Origin of the sequence: Massilia sp. TWR1-2-2, assembly GCF_049897565.1 — a bacterium.
GTDB lineage: Bacteria > Pseudomonadota > Gammaproteobacteria > Burkholderiales > Burkholderiaceae_D > JAFCUW01.
On record NZ_JAFCWM010000012.1, the window covers coordinates 82,819 to 100,177 of the forward strand.

Consider the following 17,359-nt stretch of genomic DNA (forward strand, 5'->3'; position numbering starts at 1 on the left):
CAATGGTTTCACGCAGAGATTTTTTTGGTGGCGCCGGCGCAGTGGCGCTGAGCGCCGGGCTGGTCAGCCGCGTTGGCGCAGCTTCGCTCCCCGAGGCGCCGCAGATGGACAAGGCCGCGACCCAACCGCCGCTGAGTCCGCCTAACGGACGCCCATACAACCCCGTCGTCACGCTCAACGGCTGGACGCTGCCCTGGCGTATGAACAACGGCGTCAAGGAATTCCACCTTGTGGCCGAGCCTGTGGTGCGCGAACTCGCCCCGGGCATGAAGGCCCATTTGTGGGGTTACAACGGACAGTCGCCTGGTCCGACCATCGAGGTGGTCGAAGGCGACCGCGTGCGCCTGTTCGTGACCAACAAGCTGCCCGAGCACACCAGCATCCACTGGCATGGCCAGCGCCTGCCCGCAGGGATGGACGGCGTCACCGGGCTGACCCAGCCGGGCATCAAGCCGGGCAAGACGTTCGTGTACGAATTCATTGCCAAGCGGCCCGGGACGTTCATGTACCACCCGCATGCCGATGAAATGACGCAGATGGCGATGGGGATGATGGGGTTTTGGGTGACTCACCCGAAAGACGTCAATGCGCACCGCGTCGACCGCGACTTCTGCTTCCTGCTCAACGCCTATGACATCGAGCCCGGCAGCGCCACCCCGAAGACCGCGACCATGACCGATTTTAATCTGTGGACTTTCAACAGCCGGGTGTTCCCGGGCATCGATTCGATGGTCTGCGGCCTGAACGACAGGGTTCGCATTCGCGTGGGCAACCTTACAATGACCAATCACCCCATCCACCTGCACGGGCACGAATTTGTCGTGGCCGGCACCGACGGCGGCTGGACCAACCCGGCGTCGCGCTGGCCGGAAGTAACAACGGACATCGCGGTTGGCCAGATGCGAGCGATCGAATTCGACGCGACCGAGCCGGGCGACTGGGCGTTCCACTGCCACAAGTCGCACCACACAATGAACGCGATGGGGCATGACGTTCCCACGCTGATCGGCGTCGATCACCGCGGCATCGCCGAGAAAATCAACAAGCTCGTTCCCGACTACATGGTCATGGGGGACAAGGGCGGCTCGATGGGCGACATGGAAATGCCACTGCCGGAAAACACCTTGCCGATGATGACCGGCACCGGTCCGTTCGGCGGCATTGAAATGGGCGGCATGTTCACGACCGTGAAAGTGCGCAAGGGACAGGCGCGCGGGGACTACAAGGATCCGGGCTGGTACAAGCACCCGGCCGGCACCGTGGCGTATGAATGGCAAGGCGGCGAAGCGGGTCTGCCGGCGGCGCAGCAGTCGCCGGGCACCGCAGCGGCCGCGCCTGAGCCAGGCGAGAAAGTCTTGAAGGTCCGCAAGGGAAGCGGTCACGGGTCCCACTAGCACCACAATTCATTGGAGCCGCAGGCGCTATTACAGGAGAGAACAACATGATGAAACATATTTTGATCGCGGCGGCAACATTAGCTTTGATAAACGGCGCCGCCGCGCATGAGGGCGAGCACCCCGCAGCCGCGCCGCAGGCGTCGCCCGTCCAGTATCAGCACGACAAGAGCGCCGCCCATCCGCATGGCGCGGCCAAGGCAGGCCCATCGCATGGAGCGCCAATCGGGATTCCCGGCCAGGGCGCGGATGCGAAGCGCACCGTAACAGTCGATATGACGGACGCCATGCGTTTCAACCCGTCGTCCATCAAAGTAAAACGCGGTGAAACCGTGCGCTTCGTTGTGACCAATTCAGGCAAGCTCAAGCACGAAATGGTGCTGGGCTCGATGAGCGATCTGAAAAAGCATGCCGACCTGATGCGCAAGAACCCGGAGATGGAACACGCGGAGGAGAACATGGCGTCGGTCGAACCGGGCAAGTCCGGTGAACTGATCTGGAAGTTCACCGCTGCCGGCAAAGTCGACTTTGTATGCCTGCAGCCGGGACATTTCGACGCCGGCATGAAGGGCAAGGTCGCCGTGAAGTGACCGATGCACCTGCGCTGAGACCCAATATCTGCGAGCCACACATCGTTACCCAAAGGAATCACCATGAAAACCATATCGAAAATAATGCTTGGCCTGATCGTCGCCGCAGGCATTCCCGCCCTGGCCAAAGCTTCAGGCCACGACCATGGCGCCCCTTCCGCTGCGACGAAAGCGGCTGCAACGCAGGCCGCTCAGCCGCAATCGGACGGCGAAATCAAGAAAGTCGACAAAGAAGTTGGCAAAATCACGATCAAGCACGGCCGCCTCGCCAACCTGGACATGGCGCCCATGACCATGGTCTTCAAGGTCAAGGATCCGACAATGCTGGAGCAGGTCAAAGTCGGCGACAAGGTCAAATTTACCGCCGAAAAGTTGAGCGGAGCCCTGACTGTCACCGCACTGCAGTCAGCGACCATCGCGGGTCAATCCAAGGTCGCCGAAACAATGCCAGCGGTTGACACGAAGGCCGTCGCACAGCTGCAATCGGATGGCGAGATCAAAAAAGTCGACAAGGAAGCCGGCAAAATCACTGTAAAACACGGCCCCCTCGCCAACCTCGACATGCCGGCCATGACGATGGTCTTCAAGGTCAAGGATGCTGTCATGCTCGAGCAGGTGAAGACCGGCGACAAGGTGAAATTCACAGCCGAAAAGATTAACGGCGCTTTTACCATCACAGCACTCCAAGCCTCAATGTAAAGAAGCGCCGGTGTGGTCAGTCGGCTGCGCCGTTTCAATCATTAACCGGAAAGGCTGGCCATGCAACATGATTCCCCGACATCCCACGACATGCAGGCATGCATTCACGCGTGCACCAAGTGCCATCACCTCTGCCTGCAGACCGCATTGACCCATTGCCTCGAAGTCGGAGGCAGCCATATCGAGCCTGCGCATTTTCGGCTGATGATGAACTGCGCCGAACTTTGTCAGACATCAGCCAATCTGCAACTGAGCGGTTCGGCCTTCAGTGCCCAGTTGTGCGCCGTGTGCGCACAAGTGTGCGAAGCGTGCGCGGCCAGTTGCGAACAGATCGGCGGCATGGAGGCCTGCGTGCAGGCCTGCAGGTCTTGCGCCGAGAGTTGCCGCGCGATGTCCGGCGCCGTGCACTGAACACAATCGACTGAACCATTCACACACTAGGAGCTGCACCATGACCTTGACAACCAACCGTCGTTTCCTCTCAACCACCGCAGCGAAACTGATCCTGTCGGCCGCCGTGTCTGCAGGCGCACTGGCTGTTGCCGGTCCGGCTCTGGCGCAAAGCGCCGGGCACGCCCAGCACGATATGAGCAAACCTGCGCACGCGGCAGGAAAAACGTCGATGCCCATGCATGCTTCGATGGATGAGATGCAAAAGAAAATGAAAAACATGGCCATGACTGGAAACCAGGACATGGACTTCGCCATGATGATGGTGGGCCACCACCAGGGTGCCATCGACATGGCGCAAGCCCAGATCGAGCACGGCAAGGACAAACAAATGATTAGCGCGGCGAAGAAAATCATCGCGGCGCAGAAAAAGGAAATTGCCATGTTCGAGGCGTGGATGAAGAAGCACCCGCATCCGGCGAAATAACGTCTGCGCAAGAAACCCCGCCGTGCGCGTCAGTTCGCTCTGCAAGGAGCGGGCAAAAGAGTCAGGCCGGGAAACTGAGGCAAAACGTGGACAGGCCGTCCTTTGAATAGGCGGCCGCGTCGCCGCCATGAGCCCGGACAATCGACCGGGTGATTGCCAGCCCGAGCCCGGCGCCGTCGCTTTGCCGTTGGCGCGCGAAGTCGATCCGGTAGAACCGGTCGAACAGGCGCGGGAGATGCTCGGGGGCGATGCCATCGCCCGCGTTCTCAACCTGCAGCTCGGTTACCGCCGCCCCACGTTGCACGATCCGAACAGTGATCGTGCCACCCTCCGAAGTGTGCCTGACGGCGTTCGACACCAGATTGTTGATCGCACGGCGGATCATGAGGCGGTCGCCCGAGATCGATCCCTCGCCCAACAGCGCGACGGCAATGCCTTTTTCGTCCGCGAGCGCTTCGTAAAATTCCAGAACGCTCCTGACCTCGTCGGCCAGGCTGACCGGTTCACGGTTGGGCACCACGAGGTCGTTTTCCGATTTTGCGAGAAAGAGCATGTCGGAGACGATGCGCGACAGGCGCTCGAATTCCTCCGCATTGGACGCAAGAATATCGCGATACTCGGTGACGGTGCGCGATTTCGACAGCGTCACCTGCGTTTGCGTCAGCAGATTGCTCACTGGAGTGCGCAGCTCATGGGCCAGGTCCGACGAAAAGTTCGACAGGCGCCTGAACGAGTCTTCGAGGCGCGCAAGCATGGTGTTGAGGGTGTCGGCCAGCTCGGCCAGTTCGGCAGGCACTGTATCGACCGACAGCCGCGTGTCCAGACGGCGCGCCGTGATGGCGCCGGCTTCGCGGCCCATAGCACGCAACGGCGCCAGACCACGCCTCGCCGCGCCCCAGCCGAGCAAACCCGTCAGCACGGCTCCGAGCCCCACCACGCCCCATAGCGTGCGTTGAAAATCGCCCATGAAGCGCGCGTGGTGCCCGATATCGGTCGCGATCGCGATCGTTGCAGGGCTGGCGCCAGCAATTCCCGTTGCGGCATGCTTGGTGATGCCGCGCACCGGATGATCAGCCCCCTTGCGCCATACCGCGCTCCCGCCCACTTTCGAACTGGCCGCGCGCAGCACCGAGTCCGGAAATTGCGCTCCCGTGGTCGAGAACAGCACGGTACCGTCCGGGGAAATGAGCAGAATGTCCAGGCTGTGGTGCCCTACAAGAGAATCGCTCAGCAGCGAAGGCAGCTGGGCAAGCTCGTCGCGCGAACGCACTTTCTGGAGGGCGTGTTCGACCAGCTCCATCTTTCCGCTTAGCACTTCCATATCCTGCTGCTCGAAATGCTGCCCCACCGAGGTGGCGACCAGGTAGCCGAGGAGGAGAAGCACCGCAGTCGAGGCGGTTGCAAACAGGACGGTGAGCCGGACAGTGAGCGAAGTGCGCCCGCTTAACCCTAATCGCATGGATCGGCCTCCAGCACATATCCCATCCCGCGCACCGTGTGGATCAGCTTGGGCTCGAACCCTTCGTCGACCTTTGCCCGCAGGCGCCGCATCGCGACCTCGATGACATTGGTGTCGCTGTCGAAGTTCATGTCCCATACCTGCGAGGCGATGAGGGAGCGCGGGAGGACTTCACCCTGGCGCCGCAACAGCAGCTCGAGCAGCGCGAATTCCTTGGCCGTGAGGTCGATTCGCTTACCGGCGCGAAGGACGCGGCGTCGGATCAGGTCCAGCTCAAGGTCGGCCGCCTGCAGAAATGCAGCCTCTTTCCCCTTGCTGCCGCGGCGCAGCAAGGTACGCACGCGGGCCAGCAGTTCGGAAAAAGCGAACGGCTTGACGAGATAGTCGTCGGCCCCTTCCTCGAGGCCGCGCACTCGGTCCTCGACCTGGTCACGGGCGGTCAGGAACAGGACTGGCACATCCTTGCCCGCCTTGCGTACGGCAGCCAGGACCGACCATCCGTCAAGGCCCGGCAGCATCACGTCCAGGACCAGCAGGTCGTAGGCTTCCGTCAGGGCGTAGTGCAGCCCGTTCGCCCCGTCGCGCACCAGGTCGACGACGAATCCTGCCTCGACCAAGCCCTGTTTCAGGTAGTCGCCGGTCTTGACTTCGTCTTCCACAATCAGAATTTTCATGCTTCTCCCGTTCCAAGCGACATTTTGCGCTTATCAGGGCGTGGCGACAAAAAATAACAAAAATGTAATCGGGCCGACAGATTTCTATTATCCGGGCGCCGCGCGCTTTTCATGTTTGACCCGGGCGGGCGCGGCGCCGCCATTCGGAACAGATCCGGTTTCAGGGTCGCGCAGCGCGGCCGCCGGCCCCGCTTGCGACGCCCCGCCGTGATGGTGCTCCGGCTTTCAGCTGCGTTTCATAGCTACCTCCAGATAACGGGCCAAAGCGGATGAATATGCCACTGTTGGAACGGCTGCGGCGCTTGGGGTTCAACGGATAACCATCACTTGGCCTTGCGCGATGACCAATGAACATGCGTAATGACCCACTGGGCGCCCGTCTTTTCCAGCAAGGCTGTTTCCGTACCAAAGGAGTGGACCGGATTTCCACGGGAGGTTCCGGTTGTTTCCGTTTCTTCCCAGATGATGGCGGTATTGCCTGCCATTTTCTCGGAATGCCTGAGCACCTTGCGCGTCGAGGTCTTCGCGAATGCGATATCGCCGTCCACATGGTGATGCGCATAGTCGTCCCGCGATGCCTCGACGAAGCCCGACTCGTAGATCGCCACATTTGGCGCCAGCAGCGAGAGGGCTGTCGCCTTGTCGCCTCTGGCAAGCGCCGCGTGAAATGCGGACAGCGACGCGTTCGGGTCCCCGGCGGCAGGCGCGGCGAACGCGTGGATCGATGCAACTGCGAGCAATACTGAGAGTACCGAATCTCTAATCATTTTATTTCTTCCTTTAATTGTTTTCGGATCGGAAGGTAGCGCTAAGCCGCGGTGGGCGGCGATGTCGCGCTCAGAATGGCGGCGGCGACCAGGACTGCGAATAACACAACGGCTTCAATGCGCAAATTGAGCGTAAAACGCCGCATGGGCGCCGCGGCCCCGGCATTCAGCCCGCGCAAGCCGGCAAGCAGCGAAGGCATCACGCTGAAACGGTTGAAGGCGCCGAGCATGGCGGCAAGCGCTACCAGGGCCAGCTTGAACAGCAGTACGTTGCTATAGGCATTTCCGCTCCAGCCCGCTATACCGCCCAGGTTGTGCCAGGCGCTGAACAGGCCCGTGGCGAAGATGCCGGCAAGCGCAACCGTTGCCGACGACGACAAGTGCTCGACGTAGCGCGCTGTTTCCGCATGTGCGGCCGCAGGCTGGGCGACCGTACTGCTGAGCGTTACAAAACCTGCGACAGAGACTTCGCCCACCCAGACGCTGACCAGACACAAATGCATCCAATCGACGACAATCGCCAAGCTCAGATCGCCTTCGGCCGCCGCGTGGCTCACCATGCTGCGCGTGTAAAGCGCCACGGCCAGGGCAAGTAAATTCACAAGCGCTGCGGCGCGCAGGCGTTGCCTGGATACCGGAACGGCCGACGCCAGCATGGCCGTGAAAAGCGCACCCATGCCCACTGCCCAGGCCAGTCCGAAGTGGCTTTCGGTGAGCATCGCGCCCATCGCTTCACCGGCCTCGGCGATCGGCACCTCGGCCATGGACGCCGAGACGAACGGCAGGAGCGAACCCAAAGCAGCCATGGCAGCCACGGTCGCGCCAATGCGCGCCGCACGGACGAGGCGCAACTGCGATGCGGACCAGGCCGTCGTCCCTGTGGCCAGCCACAGCGCTGCCATGACAGCCCCAACCGCCACTGCCAGCGTCAGATTGAGCACGACGGTGGCGCTGTAAATGGCCATTTGCACGTCGAACGCCATCTTATTTGACGTTGAAGCGGTATTCCCCCTTCACCTTGTGGCCGTCGCGAGACATGGTCGACCAACGGACCAGGTATTGCCCGGCGCGAAGCGCAGGAAGCTGGGCCGACATCGTTTTGATGTCGGCTTTGTCGATAACCGTTTTCGGCAACTTGATCGCGGCGCTTTTAGCATCGAACAACGTGATCTTGCTAAAGGCGGGCTCGAGCGTTTCATTAAAATGTAACCGGATCTGTTTTGGCGCCGCGCTCAGTTCGCTGTCTGCCTTTGGTTCGGCGGTGTCTATTTTTACGTGGGCTTGGGCCAGGTTCGCAGTCAGGCCACCGATTGCCAGACTGAGGGCCAGGATAATGTTTCTCGTGTTCATGTTGATCTCCTTTTCGATTATCGTGTTACACGGCATTTTGGCGCTTCCCATAGTGTCAAGGTTAAGCCGCCCCGGTTCATCCCGCGCTCCGCTCCTGCGGTAGCGTCATATCTTGGAATCGTCGAACGAGCGGCGGGTCTCGGGCACGCCCATCTCGGACAGCATGTTTCTGGTTGTGTGCAGCATCGCGGGCGGACCGCAAACGTAGAAATAGCAGGATTCCAGGTACGTATGACGGTTCAGCGGCACCACCGTCATATAGACGCCGCTGGCCATCCACAACAGCGCCTGCACGCCCACGACCAGGGCAATCCACTTGTGGCAGCGCCGAACCGAATACGAAAATCCCATGCTTTTCCTGAAAGTTGCCCGATGCGTAAGTTGGTACTGCACGTCCCCGTCCGGGTGGCGAAAGGGCCGACGAAAACGGCACATTTTAGACCAAAAAAATCAGTGAATTATTACATTCAGATAACACGAGCATTCCGGGCCATTCACAGCTCCCCGGGAATCGCGGGATACACGAGCGCGTCGTGCCCCATCAGCTTGGCCTTCTGGCGCGGGCTATCCCAATCCGGGAGCTTGGCGGATAAAAGCCGGGAAGTACAATGGCCGCGCAATCGAAACCACACGGCAATCCAGGCGCGCTCCCAGGCACGCGAGGCTTACTCCGCGTATCGGACAACCTTTGACCTTGCCAAGCACTACCGCGACCAGATTGTCCCGTTAAGGAAGTCGATGTCGGAGGAAACGCTCCTCAGATAGAACGGTATGCTCATTAGTGTGTTCGAGCTGCTGGCCGACTCGCGCGCTCAAATTATCAGTGTCAACGTGGCCATCGAAGCCCAGCGTGACTTCTGGCTTGCGGAAACTGACCTGCAGGCTGCAATCAACGGCACTGGCGGCTCCGCGCTGCAAATTCGGCAACCCGTTTCTGGCGAAGCTGCCCCGGCACATTAATTGAATTAATGGATCATCCATGACTTCACGTCGAAATTTCTTTACCGGTGCCGCCGCCATGGTCGGAGCTGGCCTCGTCAGTCGCGCAGGTGCCGCAACGCTGCCCGAAGCGCCGATGATGAACACCGCGCAGACACAGCCGCCGCTGGCGCCTCCCAACGGCCGTCCATACAACGGGGTGGTCACTCTGAATGGTTGGTCCCTCCCCTGGCGAATGAACAACGGGGTCAAGGAGTTCCACCTTATCGCCGAACCGGTCGTGCGCGAAATCGCACCCGGCATGAAGGCGAACCTGTGGGGTTACAACGGCCAGAGCCCGGGTCCGACCATCGAAGTGGTCGAGGGCGATCGAGTTTATCGCCACCGATCCGGGCGACTGGGCCTTTCACTGCCACAAGTCGCATCACACCATGAACGCGATGGGGCACGAAGGCCGACCATGCCGCGACGTGGCCAAGAAGATCAACGACCTGGTGCCGGACTACATGGTGATGGGCGACAAAGGCGGCTCGATGGGCGACATGGAGATGCCGCTGCCCGAGAACACCTTGCCGATGATGACGGGCCAGGGACCCTTCGGCGGAGTCGAGATGGGCGGCATGTTCACGGTCTTGAAGGTTCGCAAGGACCAGAAGCCGGGCGACTACAAGGATCCGGGCTGGTACAAGCATCCGGCCGGGACCGTCGCCTACGAATGGAAGGGCGAAGCACCGGCGCCGGTGCGCAACAACTCTGCTGGCGGACAGGCAATGCCTGTCGCGACCAGGCGCCCGGAAGTCGAGGTCAACGTCCGCAAGCCATCCGGCCACGGCGCACACCACTGATAGCTGATCGAAAACGTCCTCCTGGTGCAAGCCACTGGACGCACCGACGTGTACAAGCACTACCACTTAAACAAAACGAAAGGAATCACCATGAACACACTCTCGCAACTTGCAGTCGCCACTATCGTCGCCCTCTCCTGCGCCGCAACCGCGGTCGCGCAGGAAGCCGGCCACGGATCCCATGCGGCGCATGGGACGCCAGCGGCGACCGTGCCGAATGCAGCTAAATCGGTCACCAAGGGCGCCGTGGCAGGCCGGCTCGTTGATGGCGAAGTCAAAAAGGTCGACAAGGAGGCCGGCAAGGTGACGCTTCTCCATGGCGAACTGAAAGCGCTCGCTATGCCGGCCATGACGATGGTATTTCGCGCGCAAGACCCAGCCATGCTCGATCAGGTAAAGGTGGGCGACAAAGTCAAATTTATCGCTGAGAAAATCGACGGCGCGATTACCGTGGTGCACCTCGAGCACGTGAAGTAACCACCGCCGCGCGGGTTCCGGTTAAACAAACCCGTGCACACTCTTGCGCGAGGTAGGCTGAAAAGCAAAAGGAGAAAGACTTGAACATCAAACACTTGGCGGCACTCGCCACGATGACGATCGCAACGGCCTTCAGCGCAAGCGCGCAGGCGCACGCCAGGCTCGAGGCGTCGTCGCCAAAGGCCGGTTCCGTTGTCGCTGCGGCGCCCAAAGAAGTTCGCTTGCAATTCAACGAACCAATTGAACTACCGTTCAGCAAAGTAAGGCTGCTGGACCAAAAAGGTGTTGCGGTTGAACTTTCAAAGCTCGGCCTGGACAAATCGGATCCCAAGGCCATGATCGCCGCCATCCCGCCATTGCACCCGGGTTCGTATCAGGTCCAGTGGGCGACGGTGACTCGCGACGGCCACAAGGTCAAAGGCGCGTTCTCGTTCAAGGTCAAATAGGATGGTGCTGGAAATTCCGTCGGCTCAACTCGCCGCGACTGTGGCGTTGAACCTGTCCGTCGCGGTCGTTACCGGTTCCAGCATGTCGACCGCCTGGCTCCGCGCCGGGCAGTCGACATGGTCCGCGCGCTGCCTCGTCCGATTGCGCGCGCTCGCCCAGGCTGCAGTCGTGGCCGCCATACTTTCCTATGGAATGGTGTTATGGCTCGAGGCCGCGGCCATGGCTGAGGTCCCGGTCACAGCGGCCGGCCCCGCAGTGTCTTCGGTGCTGACGGCTACTCATTACGGGCTCGGCTGGACGATTGGCATGTCCGCGTTGGCTTTGGTTGCCATGGTTACCGCCGTCCCATGGCGGCCTGATCACGCCCGCGCCGCGAACCTGGTTCGACTCCTGGCGCTCGGCGTCTTTCTCTACAGCCGCAGCATTGTCAGTCACGCTGGCGCAGGGGGCGACGCCAGCTGGGCTGTGGCAGCCGACTGGATTCATCTCGTCCTGATCAGCTTGTGGCTTGGTGAGGTCGTTGTCGCCGGCCTGGTCACGCTCCGCGAAGCCGCGGGAAGCGCCCAGGACGAGCGGCAAGAACGCGCTCGATACATCGCAGCATTGTCGCGCTCGGCCACTATTGCGTTGGTTGGCATCTTCGTTACCGGCCTGGTCGGCGCATGGCGCGGGCTCGGCAGTGTCGAAAATACGATCGGCAACCCGTACGCGACGACCTTGCTGATCAAATTAACGCTCGTCGCCACCGCGACCATGTTGGGGGGAGCGAACCGTTTTTTTGTCATGCCTGCTCTGCTTGTTCAGTTACGCGACTCTGCTGACAGGACATTGGACACCGGGCGCCGGTTTACCCTGGTGCTGCAAATCGAAGCAATCGTCCTGTTCGCCGCGCTCATCCTCGCAGCGGTCCTTAGCTCGACATCCCCCCCCGCAGCGGGCTAGTCGGCTCGATCAGGTCGGCGCTATTCAATCCCGATTTCAACGACTTGTTGGGTATAAGCGCATACGACGCTCTAAGCTCCGTCAACTCCTCCCGGATGGTGCATGCATGCTGATGCTCAACTGCGACCAGGTCTGCCAGGCGCTCCAAGATGCATTCCGTTGCCCGAAGCTCATAACGCTGTTCCGCCGCCGCTGCGGCGGTCGGCTCAGCTCGCCAGTGTCTCGGTGCGGCTTTCGACCGTCATCGGCGCCCGAAAGCGCTTGAGCCGGAGCGCGTTGCCGATTACAAAGACGCTGGAGAACGTCATCGCGGCCGCGGCGAAGATCGGCGAAAGCAAGGTGCCGTTCACCGGGTAGAGCGCGCCGGCCGCGACCGGGATCAGCACGGCGTTGTAGGCGAAGGCCCAGAACAGGTTTTGCTTGATGTTGCGGATCGTCGCCTTGCTGAGCGCGATGGCATCGGGCACGCCACGCAGGTCGCCCGACATCAGCACCACGTCAGCCGCCTCGATCGCCACATCGGTTCCCGTGCCGATGGCGAGCCCAACGTCCGCTTCGGCCAGCGCCGGCGCGTCGTTGATGCCGTCGCCCACGAAGGCGACCCGCGCGCCATTGATCCGAAACTGCTTCAGCGCCGCGACCTTGCCGCCGGGCAAGACCTCGGCCGCGACGTCATCGATGCCTAGCTGCCTGGCGATCGCCGCGGCCGTCGCTGCGTTGTCGCCGGTGATCATCGCGACCTTGAGTCCGAGCGCGTGCAGCGCCTTGATCGCCGCCGGCGTCGTTTCCCTGATCGGATCGGCGACCGCGATCACCGCCGCCAGGCGGCCGTCGATCGCGGCATACAGAGGACTCTTGCCTTGCTCGCCGAGACGCTGGGCGGTCGGCAGGAAGCTCGACACATCAAGACCGAGCTGCGTCATGAACCGGTCCGCGCCGACGGCGACGATCCGACCGGCGACCTTGGCCGACACGCCGAAGCCCGGTGTCGCGTCGAAGCCGTCGATGGGTGCGAGCGTGATGGCTCGCTGCTTAGCGGCTGCGACGATCGCTTCGGCGATCGGATGCTCGGAGCGGGTCTCGACCGCCGCAACGAGGGCCAAAACTTCGTTATATTCGAAGCCCTCGGCAGTAACGAGGTCGGTCAGCTCGGGGCGGCCCTTGGTCAGTGTGCCGGTCTTGTCGAGCGCGATGACGCTCACATCGCGCAGCGCCTGCAAGGCTTCGCCCTTGCGGAAGAGAATGCCGAGCTCGGCCGCGCGGCCGGTACCGACCATGATCGAGGTCGGCGTGGCCAGCCCCATGGCGCACGGGCAGGCGATGATGAGGACCGCGACCGCATTGACGAGCGCGAAAGTCAGCGCCGAGTCCGGACCGAACATCAGCCAGACCAGGAAGGTCAGCGCGGCCGCTGCCATCACCGCCGGGACGAACCACATTGTCACCTTGTCGACCAGCGCCTGGATCGGCAGCTTGGAACCCTGCGCTTGTTCGACCAGGCGGATGATCTGCGCGAGCACCGTGTTCGCGCCGACCTTGGTGACGCGGAAACTGAAAGCGCCGGTCTTGTTGATCGTGCCGCCGACGACTTCGGCCCCCACCCCCTTCGACACGGGCACCGGCTCGCCGGTGATCATGCTCTCGTCAACATAAGAGGCACCCTCGACGACCTCGCCGTCGACCGGAATCTTCTCGCCGGGACGAACGAGCACGACGTCGCCGGTCGTCACCTGATCGAGCGCAATCTCGACCGTCTCGCCGTTGCGCTCGACGCGCGCGGTCTTGGCCTGAAGTCCGACAAGCCGCTTGATCGCCTGCGAGGTTCGCCCCTTGGCGCGCGCCTCCAGCGTGCGTCCGAGCAGAATCAAGGTCACGATGACCACGGCGGCTTCGAAATAGACGTTGGCGGTGCCCGGTGGAAGCACTTCGGGGACGAAGGTCGCGACCACCGAATAGCCATAAGCCGCCGCCGTGCCGAGCGAGACCAGCGAGTTCATGTCGGGGGCACCGCGCAGCAACGCCGGTACGCCCTTGCGGAAGAAGCGCAAACCCGGACCGAACAGCACAAGGGTGGCGAGCGCGAACTGGATATACCAGCTCGTCTGCTCACCCAGGACCCCCATTATCCAATGGTGCATGGCGGGAATGAGGTGAGAGCCCATCTCGAGGATGAAGACTGGCAAGGTGAGGATGGCTGCAATGAGCAAAGCGCGCCGCAGCGCCCGCGCCTCGCTCTCACGACGCTCGGCGTCCTGATCGCCCGCTGTCGCCGTTTCGGCGGACAAGCGGCGGGACTTGTACCCCGCCCGTTCGACGGCCGCTTCAAGGTCGGCCGTGGAGACGAGCCCGGCAAGGTGGCGCACCGACGCGCGCTCGGTTGCCAGGTTGACAGTGGCTTTGAGCACGCCCGTGATTTTTGCGAGCGCCTTCTCAACCCTGCCCACACACGACGCGCACGTCATGTCGTCGATCGCGAGCTCGGTGGTCTCTTCGCGAACGTTGTAGCCAGCACTCTTGATGGCGTTGACAGCTGCCTGCGGATCGGCCAAGCCGGTGAAAGTGATGTCGGCGCGCTCGGTGGCGAGATTGACCGCCGCCGTCTGCACGCCGGGGAGCGCTTTCAGCGCGCGCTCGACACGGCCGACACACGATGCACATGCCATGCCCTCGACCGGCAGGCTCAGACGAGTGACTGAAGACATGGATGGATGAGCGCCTTGTTGGGCCACGGAAGCCATTTAACTACCCCTTCTTATAGATGTTGAAAAGAGTTTACGGCTTCCCACGATGGGAAGGTCAAGGCTGTTTGGGGTATATTTCACGACGTGCGTGCGATATCGAGGAGCCAGGTGTGTCTGCCCTACCCCGCTTGGCTTCGTTGGGGCGCCGCCAGTGCTACATTACTGGGCTGGAGTCATTCCGCAAACCATGGAGGCGAATAATGAATATTGGACAGGCGGCGAAAGCGTCGGGCGTCAGCGCGAAAATGATCCGCTATTACGAAAGCATCGGCCTGATTGCCCAATCCGAGCGCACTAGCGCCGGCTATCGCCAGTATTCTGAGAGCCAAGTACAGGCATTCCGGTTCATTAAGCGTTCGCGCGACCTTGGCTTTTCGATCGCTCGCATCAAGACTTTGCTGGGACTGTGGAACGACCGGGATCGGGAGAGCGCCGACGTGAAAACGCTGGCGCACCAGTACATTTCCGAACTTGACCAGGACATCGCGAATCTTCAGTCCATCCGCGACCAGCTTCAGCATCTGTCGGATTGCTGCCAAGGCAACAGTAGGCCCGAATGCCCGATTCTTGATAACCTGTCCAGATCAAATGCGCATGGTGAGCAGTTGTACGCCGCATAAGCGTTAACCACCCACCGTTAGAAGCGCTACCGACTCATACCTTAAAATCGTCAAAAGCGATGTGCTCCTCGCTGACGCCCAACTGGTGCAGCAGCTCGCGCGTCGCCGCAAGCATCGGTGGCGGCCCACAGAGGTAAAAATCGCAGGAGTTCAAATCAGGGTGCAAGATCAGGAACGCATCGCGCGCAGCCTCATGGACCAGCCCGGTTTTTACGCCCCCGGCACCGTCGGTTTCTTCTGACAACACAAGCTGCCATCTGAAGTTCGTGTGCTTGTCGGCGAATGTCTTCATTTCTTCGAGATATGGCGCGTCCCGTTCGCTGCGCGCGCCATACCAGAAGTGCATCGGTTCATCCGCTCCGTTTTCAAGTAGCGAGTGGATCATCGCACGCAAAGGGGCCATACCTGCTCCACCTCCAATGAATATCTTTTCTCGTCCCCCTGGCCTGATTGCAAAGTCTCCGAAAGCGCCACTGAACTTTACGATGTCACCTTCCTTCAATGTGTACATGTAGCTCGAGCCTTTGCCCGGATTTTGCCCCGGCAAAAATCGCACTAGCAACGTGAGCTGGCCGCCAACCTTCTCAACCGGGATAGCCAGCGAGTATGATCGCCGGATCGGATCGGGATTCACCAGTTTCGGCGGAAGCTGCAATCGATCCCAGTCGCCGCGGTGATGCTCAGGCATCGTAATATGCGCCGCATCGCGTGCGTAATCAGGTACGTGGATCTGGATGTATGCTCCTGGGCGGCACGCCACTCTCGTCCGGGGACGGATCGTAATCTCGCGCAAGAATGGCGTCAATGCATTCACGCTTGTCACTGTCGCTTCGTATTCGGTCGTCAGGACTGCCTCGCCAGCGACTTCGATGTCGACACTGCCATCGACCGGCAGGTTGCAAGCGAGCCGGTATCCTGCCGCCAGTTTTTGCGCCGACAGCAGCGCGCGGTCGGCACTGGTCGGCGCCGGCGCCTTGCCGATGCAGCGCACCTCGCACAGCCCGCAACTTTGGCCACCACCGCAATTGGACGGCAACTGGAGGCCGTCCCGGGCGAGCGCCTGGAACACGGTGTCGCCGTTCGACGCCGGCACAGTACGAAGCTTGCTGCCACCGTTCGCGAAGACGTTCACAGCGCCCCTGCGGCGCAAGCGCGCGGGAATCATTTCGGACAGACGGAAACTGGCGAACAGCAGCCAGACGCCGGTCAGCGCCATCGACAGTCCAGCAACCGCGCTCGTGACCAACAGCTTGTTGTTGAAGTCGGCACGCTCGGCGTAATCCATGATGTGCAACATCCAGAAAAAGTCGAACAAGCGCCAGGTACTATTCCGGTGCTCGAGCACATTGCCGGTATTTGCCGACACGTAGACGGAGGTCTCATCGGCGTCGTTGAAATCGACGCGCCAGACCGGCTCCTTGTGGCTGCGCGTTTCGAGCGTGTAATTGAGCAGGCGCGGTGTCGACGGCGTTGCGGTACCGGAATAGGACGCCTGCGCAATCGCCATCACCAGTTTGGCGTTCAGTGCGATCGGCTGTCCATCACGTGCCTCCACCAACCATGTCGCCTTGTCATTGACGAGGCGATAGACCGGCATATCGAGCAGCCAGCCCGATGTAATCATCATGACCTGCTTGCCGCTAATTGCCAGCACTGCATCGACCGGCAGCGCGTCGACCGGCCACTGCGCGGCGGGCGCAGGCTTGACGCGGAATTCACGCCCTCTTACTTTTTCAGCGTCGAGCAAGCTCATCAAAACACCGCTCGACATCCACAGCACAAACTGGATGGCGATGATCAGGCCCACCCATTTGTGAATCTTTCGCATCCATGGCGTCATGCGCGATTCCTCCGCTTGAAACTGTATAGCAGCAACCAAGCTCCGCTGAGCGCGAATGCCAGTCCTGTCAGCGAAGCGATCCGGAGCAAGGTGTTGTTCACGTCTTCCCGTTCCTGATAGTCCATGATGTGGAGCATCCACACGAAATCGAACCAGCGCCAAAGATTGTGGCGCCGCGCGACCAGGTCGCCCGTATGCGGCGAATAGTAGAGCGTCGTGTCGCCGAATTCTTCGTAGTGCACGGCCCAAAGCGGCAAGGGGCGCGCGCCGACTTCGCGCGGCGCTTTGACGACCCATTCGATACCGCTGATACTGCCTTCGCCGACATAAGCGTCGTCAGCCAGGGCCTTGATGGTGTCGCGGTCTAGCGGGCTGATCTTTTTCCCGCTCGTCGCGTCAACGAGCGCCGCGTCCTTGCCCTGCTTGATCTCATAGACTTCCCTGCCCAACATGTTCTTCAGGCGCAGTGACGTGATGCCGGGATAGAGTTTGGCCAGTTCGCCGTGGTCCACGCGCCTGGCGGCAGGATTAAGTGGAATTGTGGAAACGTGCGCAAGGTGATCGCCATGGATGACCTCGAGCGGAACCACTACCATGTAGAGGCCGCTTATCATCCAAAGCAGCGCTTGCACGCCGATCACCAACCCGATCCATTTGTGAGTGCGGCGCACCCAGAAAGATAATTGCATGTCAGATTC

General features: G+C 61.2%; 18 protein-coding genes and 2 pseudogenes. 11 read left to right on the forward strand and 9 right to left on the reverse strand.

Annotated features, from left to right (window positions below; translation table 11 throughout):
* The first annotated feature begins 2 nt into the window (after positions 1 to 2).
* The 5 genes from ACP7DD_RS13295 (at position 3) to ACP7DD_RS13315 (ending at position 3,560) form a co-directional block, all read left to right on the forward strand.
* Positions 3 to 1,394: a multicopper oxidase family protein gene (locus ACP7DD_RS13295; RefSeq protein ID WP_426175291.1), complete on the forward strand. Its 1,392-nt coding sequence runs from the start codon at positions 3 to 5 to the stop codon at positions 1,392 to 1,394.
* A gap of 50 nt (positions 1,395 to 1,444) precedes the next feature.
* A complete protein-coding gene (locus tag ACP7DD_RS13300; RefSeq protein WP_426175385.1) occupies positions 1,445 to 1,984 on the forward strand; it encodes a cupredoxin domain-containing protein in 540 nt (179 codons plus the stop codon).
* Between the two features lie 84 nt (positions 1,985 to 2,068).
* Positions 2,069 to 2,683, forward strand: a complete 615-nt coding sequence (locus tag ACP7DD_RS13305) for a copper-binding protein (protein ID WP_426175386.1) — start codon at positions 2,069 to 2,071, stop codon at positions 2,681 to 2,683.
* A 60-nt stretch (positions 2,684 to 2,743) separates the two neighbouring features.
* Positions 2,744 to 3,094, forward strand: a complete 351-nt coding sequence (locus tag ACP7DD_RS13310) for a four-helix bundle copper-binding protein (protein WP_426175292.1) — start codon at positions 2,744 to 2,746, stop codon at positions 3,092 to 3,094.
* Positions 3,095 to 3,134: 40 nt separating this feature from the next.
* Positions 3,135 to 3,560: a DUF305 domain-containing protein gene (locus ACP7DD_RS13315; protein WP_426175293.1), complete on the forward strand. Its 426-nt coding sequence runs from the start codon at positions 3,135 to 3,137 to the stop codon at positions 3,558 to 3,560.
* Between the two features lie 61 nt (positions 3,561 to 3,621).
* On the opposite strand, the gene ACP7DD_RS13320 is transcribed toward ACP7DD_RS13315, so the two are convergent.
* The 6 genes from ACP7DD_RS13320 to ACP7DD_RS13345 form a co-directional block, all read right to left on the reverse strand.
* The gene (locus tag ACP7DD_RS13320; protein ID WP_426175294.1) at positions 3,622 to 5,019 is read right to left on the reverse strand and encodes a heavy metal sensor histidine kinase; all 1,398 of its coding nucleotides are present in this window, start codon (positions 5,017 to 5,019) and stop codon (positions 3,622 to 3,624) included.
* Entirely contained in the window at positions 5,010 to 5,693 is a 684-nt protein-coding gene (locus tag ACP7DD_RS13325; protein ID WP_426175295.1) for a heavy metal response regulator transcription factor, read from the reverse strand. The genes ACP7DD_RS13320 and ACP7DD_RS13325 overlap by 10 nt, the downstream gene beginning before the upstream one ends.
* A gap of 323 nt (positions 5,694 to 6,016) precedes the next feature.
* A complete protein-coding gene (locus tag ACP7DD_RS13330) occupies positions 6,017 to 6,460 on the reverse strand; it encodes a YybH family protein (RefSeq protein WP_426175296.1) in 444 nt (147 codons plus the stop codon).
* Positions 6,461 to 6,501: 41 nt separating this feature from the next.
* Positions 6,502 to 7,443, reverse strand: coding sequence for a CopD family protein (locus ACP7DD_RS13335; RefSeq protein WP_426175298.1), 942 nt, complete (start codon positions 7,441 to 7,443; stop codon positions 6,502 to 6,504).
* A gap of 1 nt (position 7,444) precedes the next feature.
* Positions 7,445 to 7,810, reverse strand: a complete 366-nt coding sequence (gene copC, locus ACP7DD_RS13340) for a copper homeostasis periplasmic binding protein CopC (protein WP_426175299.1) — start codon at positions 7,808 to 7,810, stop codon at positions 7,445 to 7,447.
* Positions 7,811 to 7,915: 105 nt separating this feature from the next.
* Entirely contained in the window at positions 7,916 to 8,161 is a 246-nt protein-coding gene (locus ACP7DD_RS13345; RefSeq protein ID WP_426175300.1) for a hypothetical protein, read from the reverse strand.
* Positions 8,162 to 8,440: 279 nt separating this feature from the next.
* On the opposite strand from ACP7DD_RS13345, the pseudogene ACP7DD_RS13350 reads away from it, so the two are divergent.
* The 5 genes and pseudogenes from ACP7DD_RS13350 to ACP7DD_RS13370 all read left to right on the forward strand — a co-directional run.
* Positions 8,441 to 8,770, forward strand: a pseudogene (locus ACP7DD_RS13350) (TolC family protein); the annotation flags it as partial.
* A gap of 19 nt (positions 8,771 to 8,789) precedes the next feature.
* Positions 8,790 to 9,594 (forward strand): annotated as a pseudogene (locus ACP7DD_RS13355) (multicopper oxidase domain-containing protein).
* Positions 9,595 to 9,684: 90 nt separating this feature from the next.
* Complete coding sequence (locus tag ACP7DD_RS13360) at positions 9,685 to 10,071, forward strand: copper-binding protein (RefSeq protein WP_426175301.1); 387 nt, start codon at positions 9,685 to 9,687, stop codon at positions 10,069 to 10,071.
* A gap of 80 nt (positions 10,072 to 10,151) precedes the next feature.
* Positions 10,152 to 10,517: a copper homeostasis periplasmic binding protein CopC gene (gene copC, locus ACP7DD_RS13365; RefSeq protein ID WP_426175302.1), complete on the forward strand. Its 366-nt coding sequence runs from the start codon at positions 10,152 to 10,154 to the stop codon at positions 10,515 to 10,517.
* Position 10,518: 1 nt separating this feature from the next.
* Complete coding sequence (locus tag ACP7DD_RS13370) at positions 10,519 to 11,460, forward strand: copper resistance D family protein (RefSeq protein WP_426175303.1); 942 nt, start codon at positions 10,519 to 10,521, stop codon at positions 11,458 to 11,460.
* A 206-nt stretch (positions 11,461 to 11,666) separates the two neighbouring features.
* Here ACP7DD_RS13370 and ACP7DD_RS13375 read toward each other — a convergent pair whose 3' ends face one another.
* The gene (locus ACP7DD_RS13375) at positions 11,667 to 14,162 is read right to left on the reverse strand and encodes a heavy metal translocating P-type ATPase (protein WP_426175304.1); all 2,496 of its coding nucleotides are present in this window, start codon (positions 14,160 to 14,162) and stop codon (positions 11,667 to 11,669) included.
* A gap of 239 nt (positions 14,163 to 14,401) precedes the next feature.
* On the opposite strand from ACP7DD_RS13375, the gene cueR reads away from it, so the two are divergent.
* Positions 14,402 to 14,821, forward strand: coding sequence for a Cu(I)-responsive transcriptional regulator (gene cueR / locus ACP7DD_RS13380; RefSeq protein ID WP_426175305.1), 420 nt, complete (start codon positions 14,402 to 14,404; stop codon positions 14,819 to 14,821).
* A 34-nt stretch (positions 14,822 to 14,855) separates the two neighbouring features.
* Here the strand turns inward: cueR and ACP7DD_RS13385 are convergent, their stop codons facing one another.
* Both ACP7DD_RS13385 and ACP7DD_RS13390 read right to left on the reverse strand, forming a co-directional pair.
* Entirely contained in the window at positions 14,856 to 16,661 is a 1,806-nt protein-coding gene (locus tag ACP7DD_RS13385; RefSeq protein ID WP_426175306.1) for a 2Fe-2S iron-sulfur cluster-binding protein, read from the reverse strand.
* Positions 16,658 to 17,350: a PepSY domain-containing protein gene (locus ACP7DD_RS13390; RefSeq protein WP_426175307.1), complete on the reverse strand. Its 693-nt coding sequence runs from the start codon at positions 17,348 to 17,350 to the stop codon at positions 16,658 to 16,660. Before ACP7DD_RS13390 ends, ACP7DD_RS13385 begins: the two co-directional genes overlap by 4 nt.
* Positions 17,351 to 17,359 lie beyond the last annotated feature (9 nt).

Excerpts from the sequence above, each read along its gene's own strand:
- ACP7DD_RS13295 (WP_426175291.1), top strand. The coding sequence starts at position 3 with ATGGTTTCACGCAGAGATTTTTTTGGTGGCGCCGGCGCAGTGGCGCTG.
- ACP7DD_RS13300 (WP_426175385.1), top strand. The coding sequence starts at position 1,445 with ATGAAACATATTTTGATCGCGGCGGCAACATTAGCTTTGATAAACGGC.
- ACP7DD_RS13305 (WP_426175386.1), top strand. The coding sequence starts at position 2,069 with ATGCTTGGCCTGATCGTCGCCGCAGGCATTCCCGCCCTGGCCAAAGCT.
- ACP7DD_RS13310 (WP_426175292.1), top strand. The coding sequence starts at position 2,744 with ATGCAACATGATTCCCCGACATCCCACGACATGCAGGCATGCATTCAC.
- ACP7DD_RS13315 (WP_426175293.1), top strand. The coding sequence starts at position 3,135 with ATGACCTTGACAACCAACCGTCGTTTCCTCTCAACCACCGCAGCGAAA.
- ACP7DD_RS13320 (WP_426175294.1), bottom strand. The coding sequence starts at position 5,019 with ATGCGATTAGGGTTAAGCGGGCGCACTTCGCTCACTGTCCGGCTCACC.
- ACP7DD_RS13325 (WP_426175295.1), bottom strand. The coding sequence starts at position 5,693 with ATGAAAATTCTGATTGTGGAAGACGAAGTCAAGACCGGCGACTACCTG.
- ACP7DD_RS13330 (WP_426175296.1), bottom strand. The coding sequence starts at position 6,460 with ATGATTAGAGATTCGGTACTCTCAGTATTGCTCGCAGTTGCATCGATC.
- ACP7DD_RS13335 (WP_426175298.1), bottom strand. The coding sequence starts at position 7,443 with ATGGCGTTCGACGTGCAAATGGCCATTTACAGCGCCACCGTCGTGCTC.
- copC (WP_426175299.1), bottom strand. The coding sequence starts at position 7,810 with ATGAACACGAGAAACATTATCCTGGCCCTCAGTCTGGCAATCGGTGGC.
- ACP7DD_RS13345 (WP_426175300.1), bottom strand. The coding sequence starts at position 8,161 with ATGGGATTTTCGTATTCGGTTCGGCGCTGCCACAAGTGGATTGCCCTG.
- ACP7DD_RS13360 (WP_426175301.1), top strand. The coding sequence starts at position 9,685 with ATGAACACACTCTCGCAACTTGCAGTCGCCACTATCGTCGCCCTCTCC.
- ACP7DD_RS13370 (WP_426175303.1), top strand. The coding sequence starts at position 10,519 with ATGGTGCTGGAAATTCCGTCGGCTCAACTCGCCGCGACTGTGGCGTTG.
- ACP7DD_RS13375 (WP_426175304.1), bottom strand. The coding sequence starts at position 14,162 with ATGTCTTCAGTCACTCGTCTGAGCCTGCCGGTCGAGGGCATGGCATGT.
- cueR (WP_426175305.1), top strand. The coding sequence starts at position 14,402 with ATGAATATTGGACAGGCGGCGAAAGCGTCGGGCGTCAGCGCGAAAATG.
- ACP7DD_RS13385 (WP_426175306.1), bottom strand. The coding sequence starts at position 16,661 with ATGACGCCATGGATGCGAAAGATTCACAAATGGGTGGGCCTGATCATC.
- ACP7DD_RS13390 (WP_426175307.1), bottom strand. The coding sequence starts at position 17,350 with ATGCAATTATCTTTCTGGGTGCGCCGCACTCACAAATGGATCGGGTTG.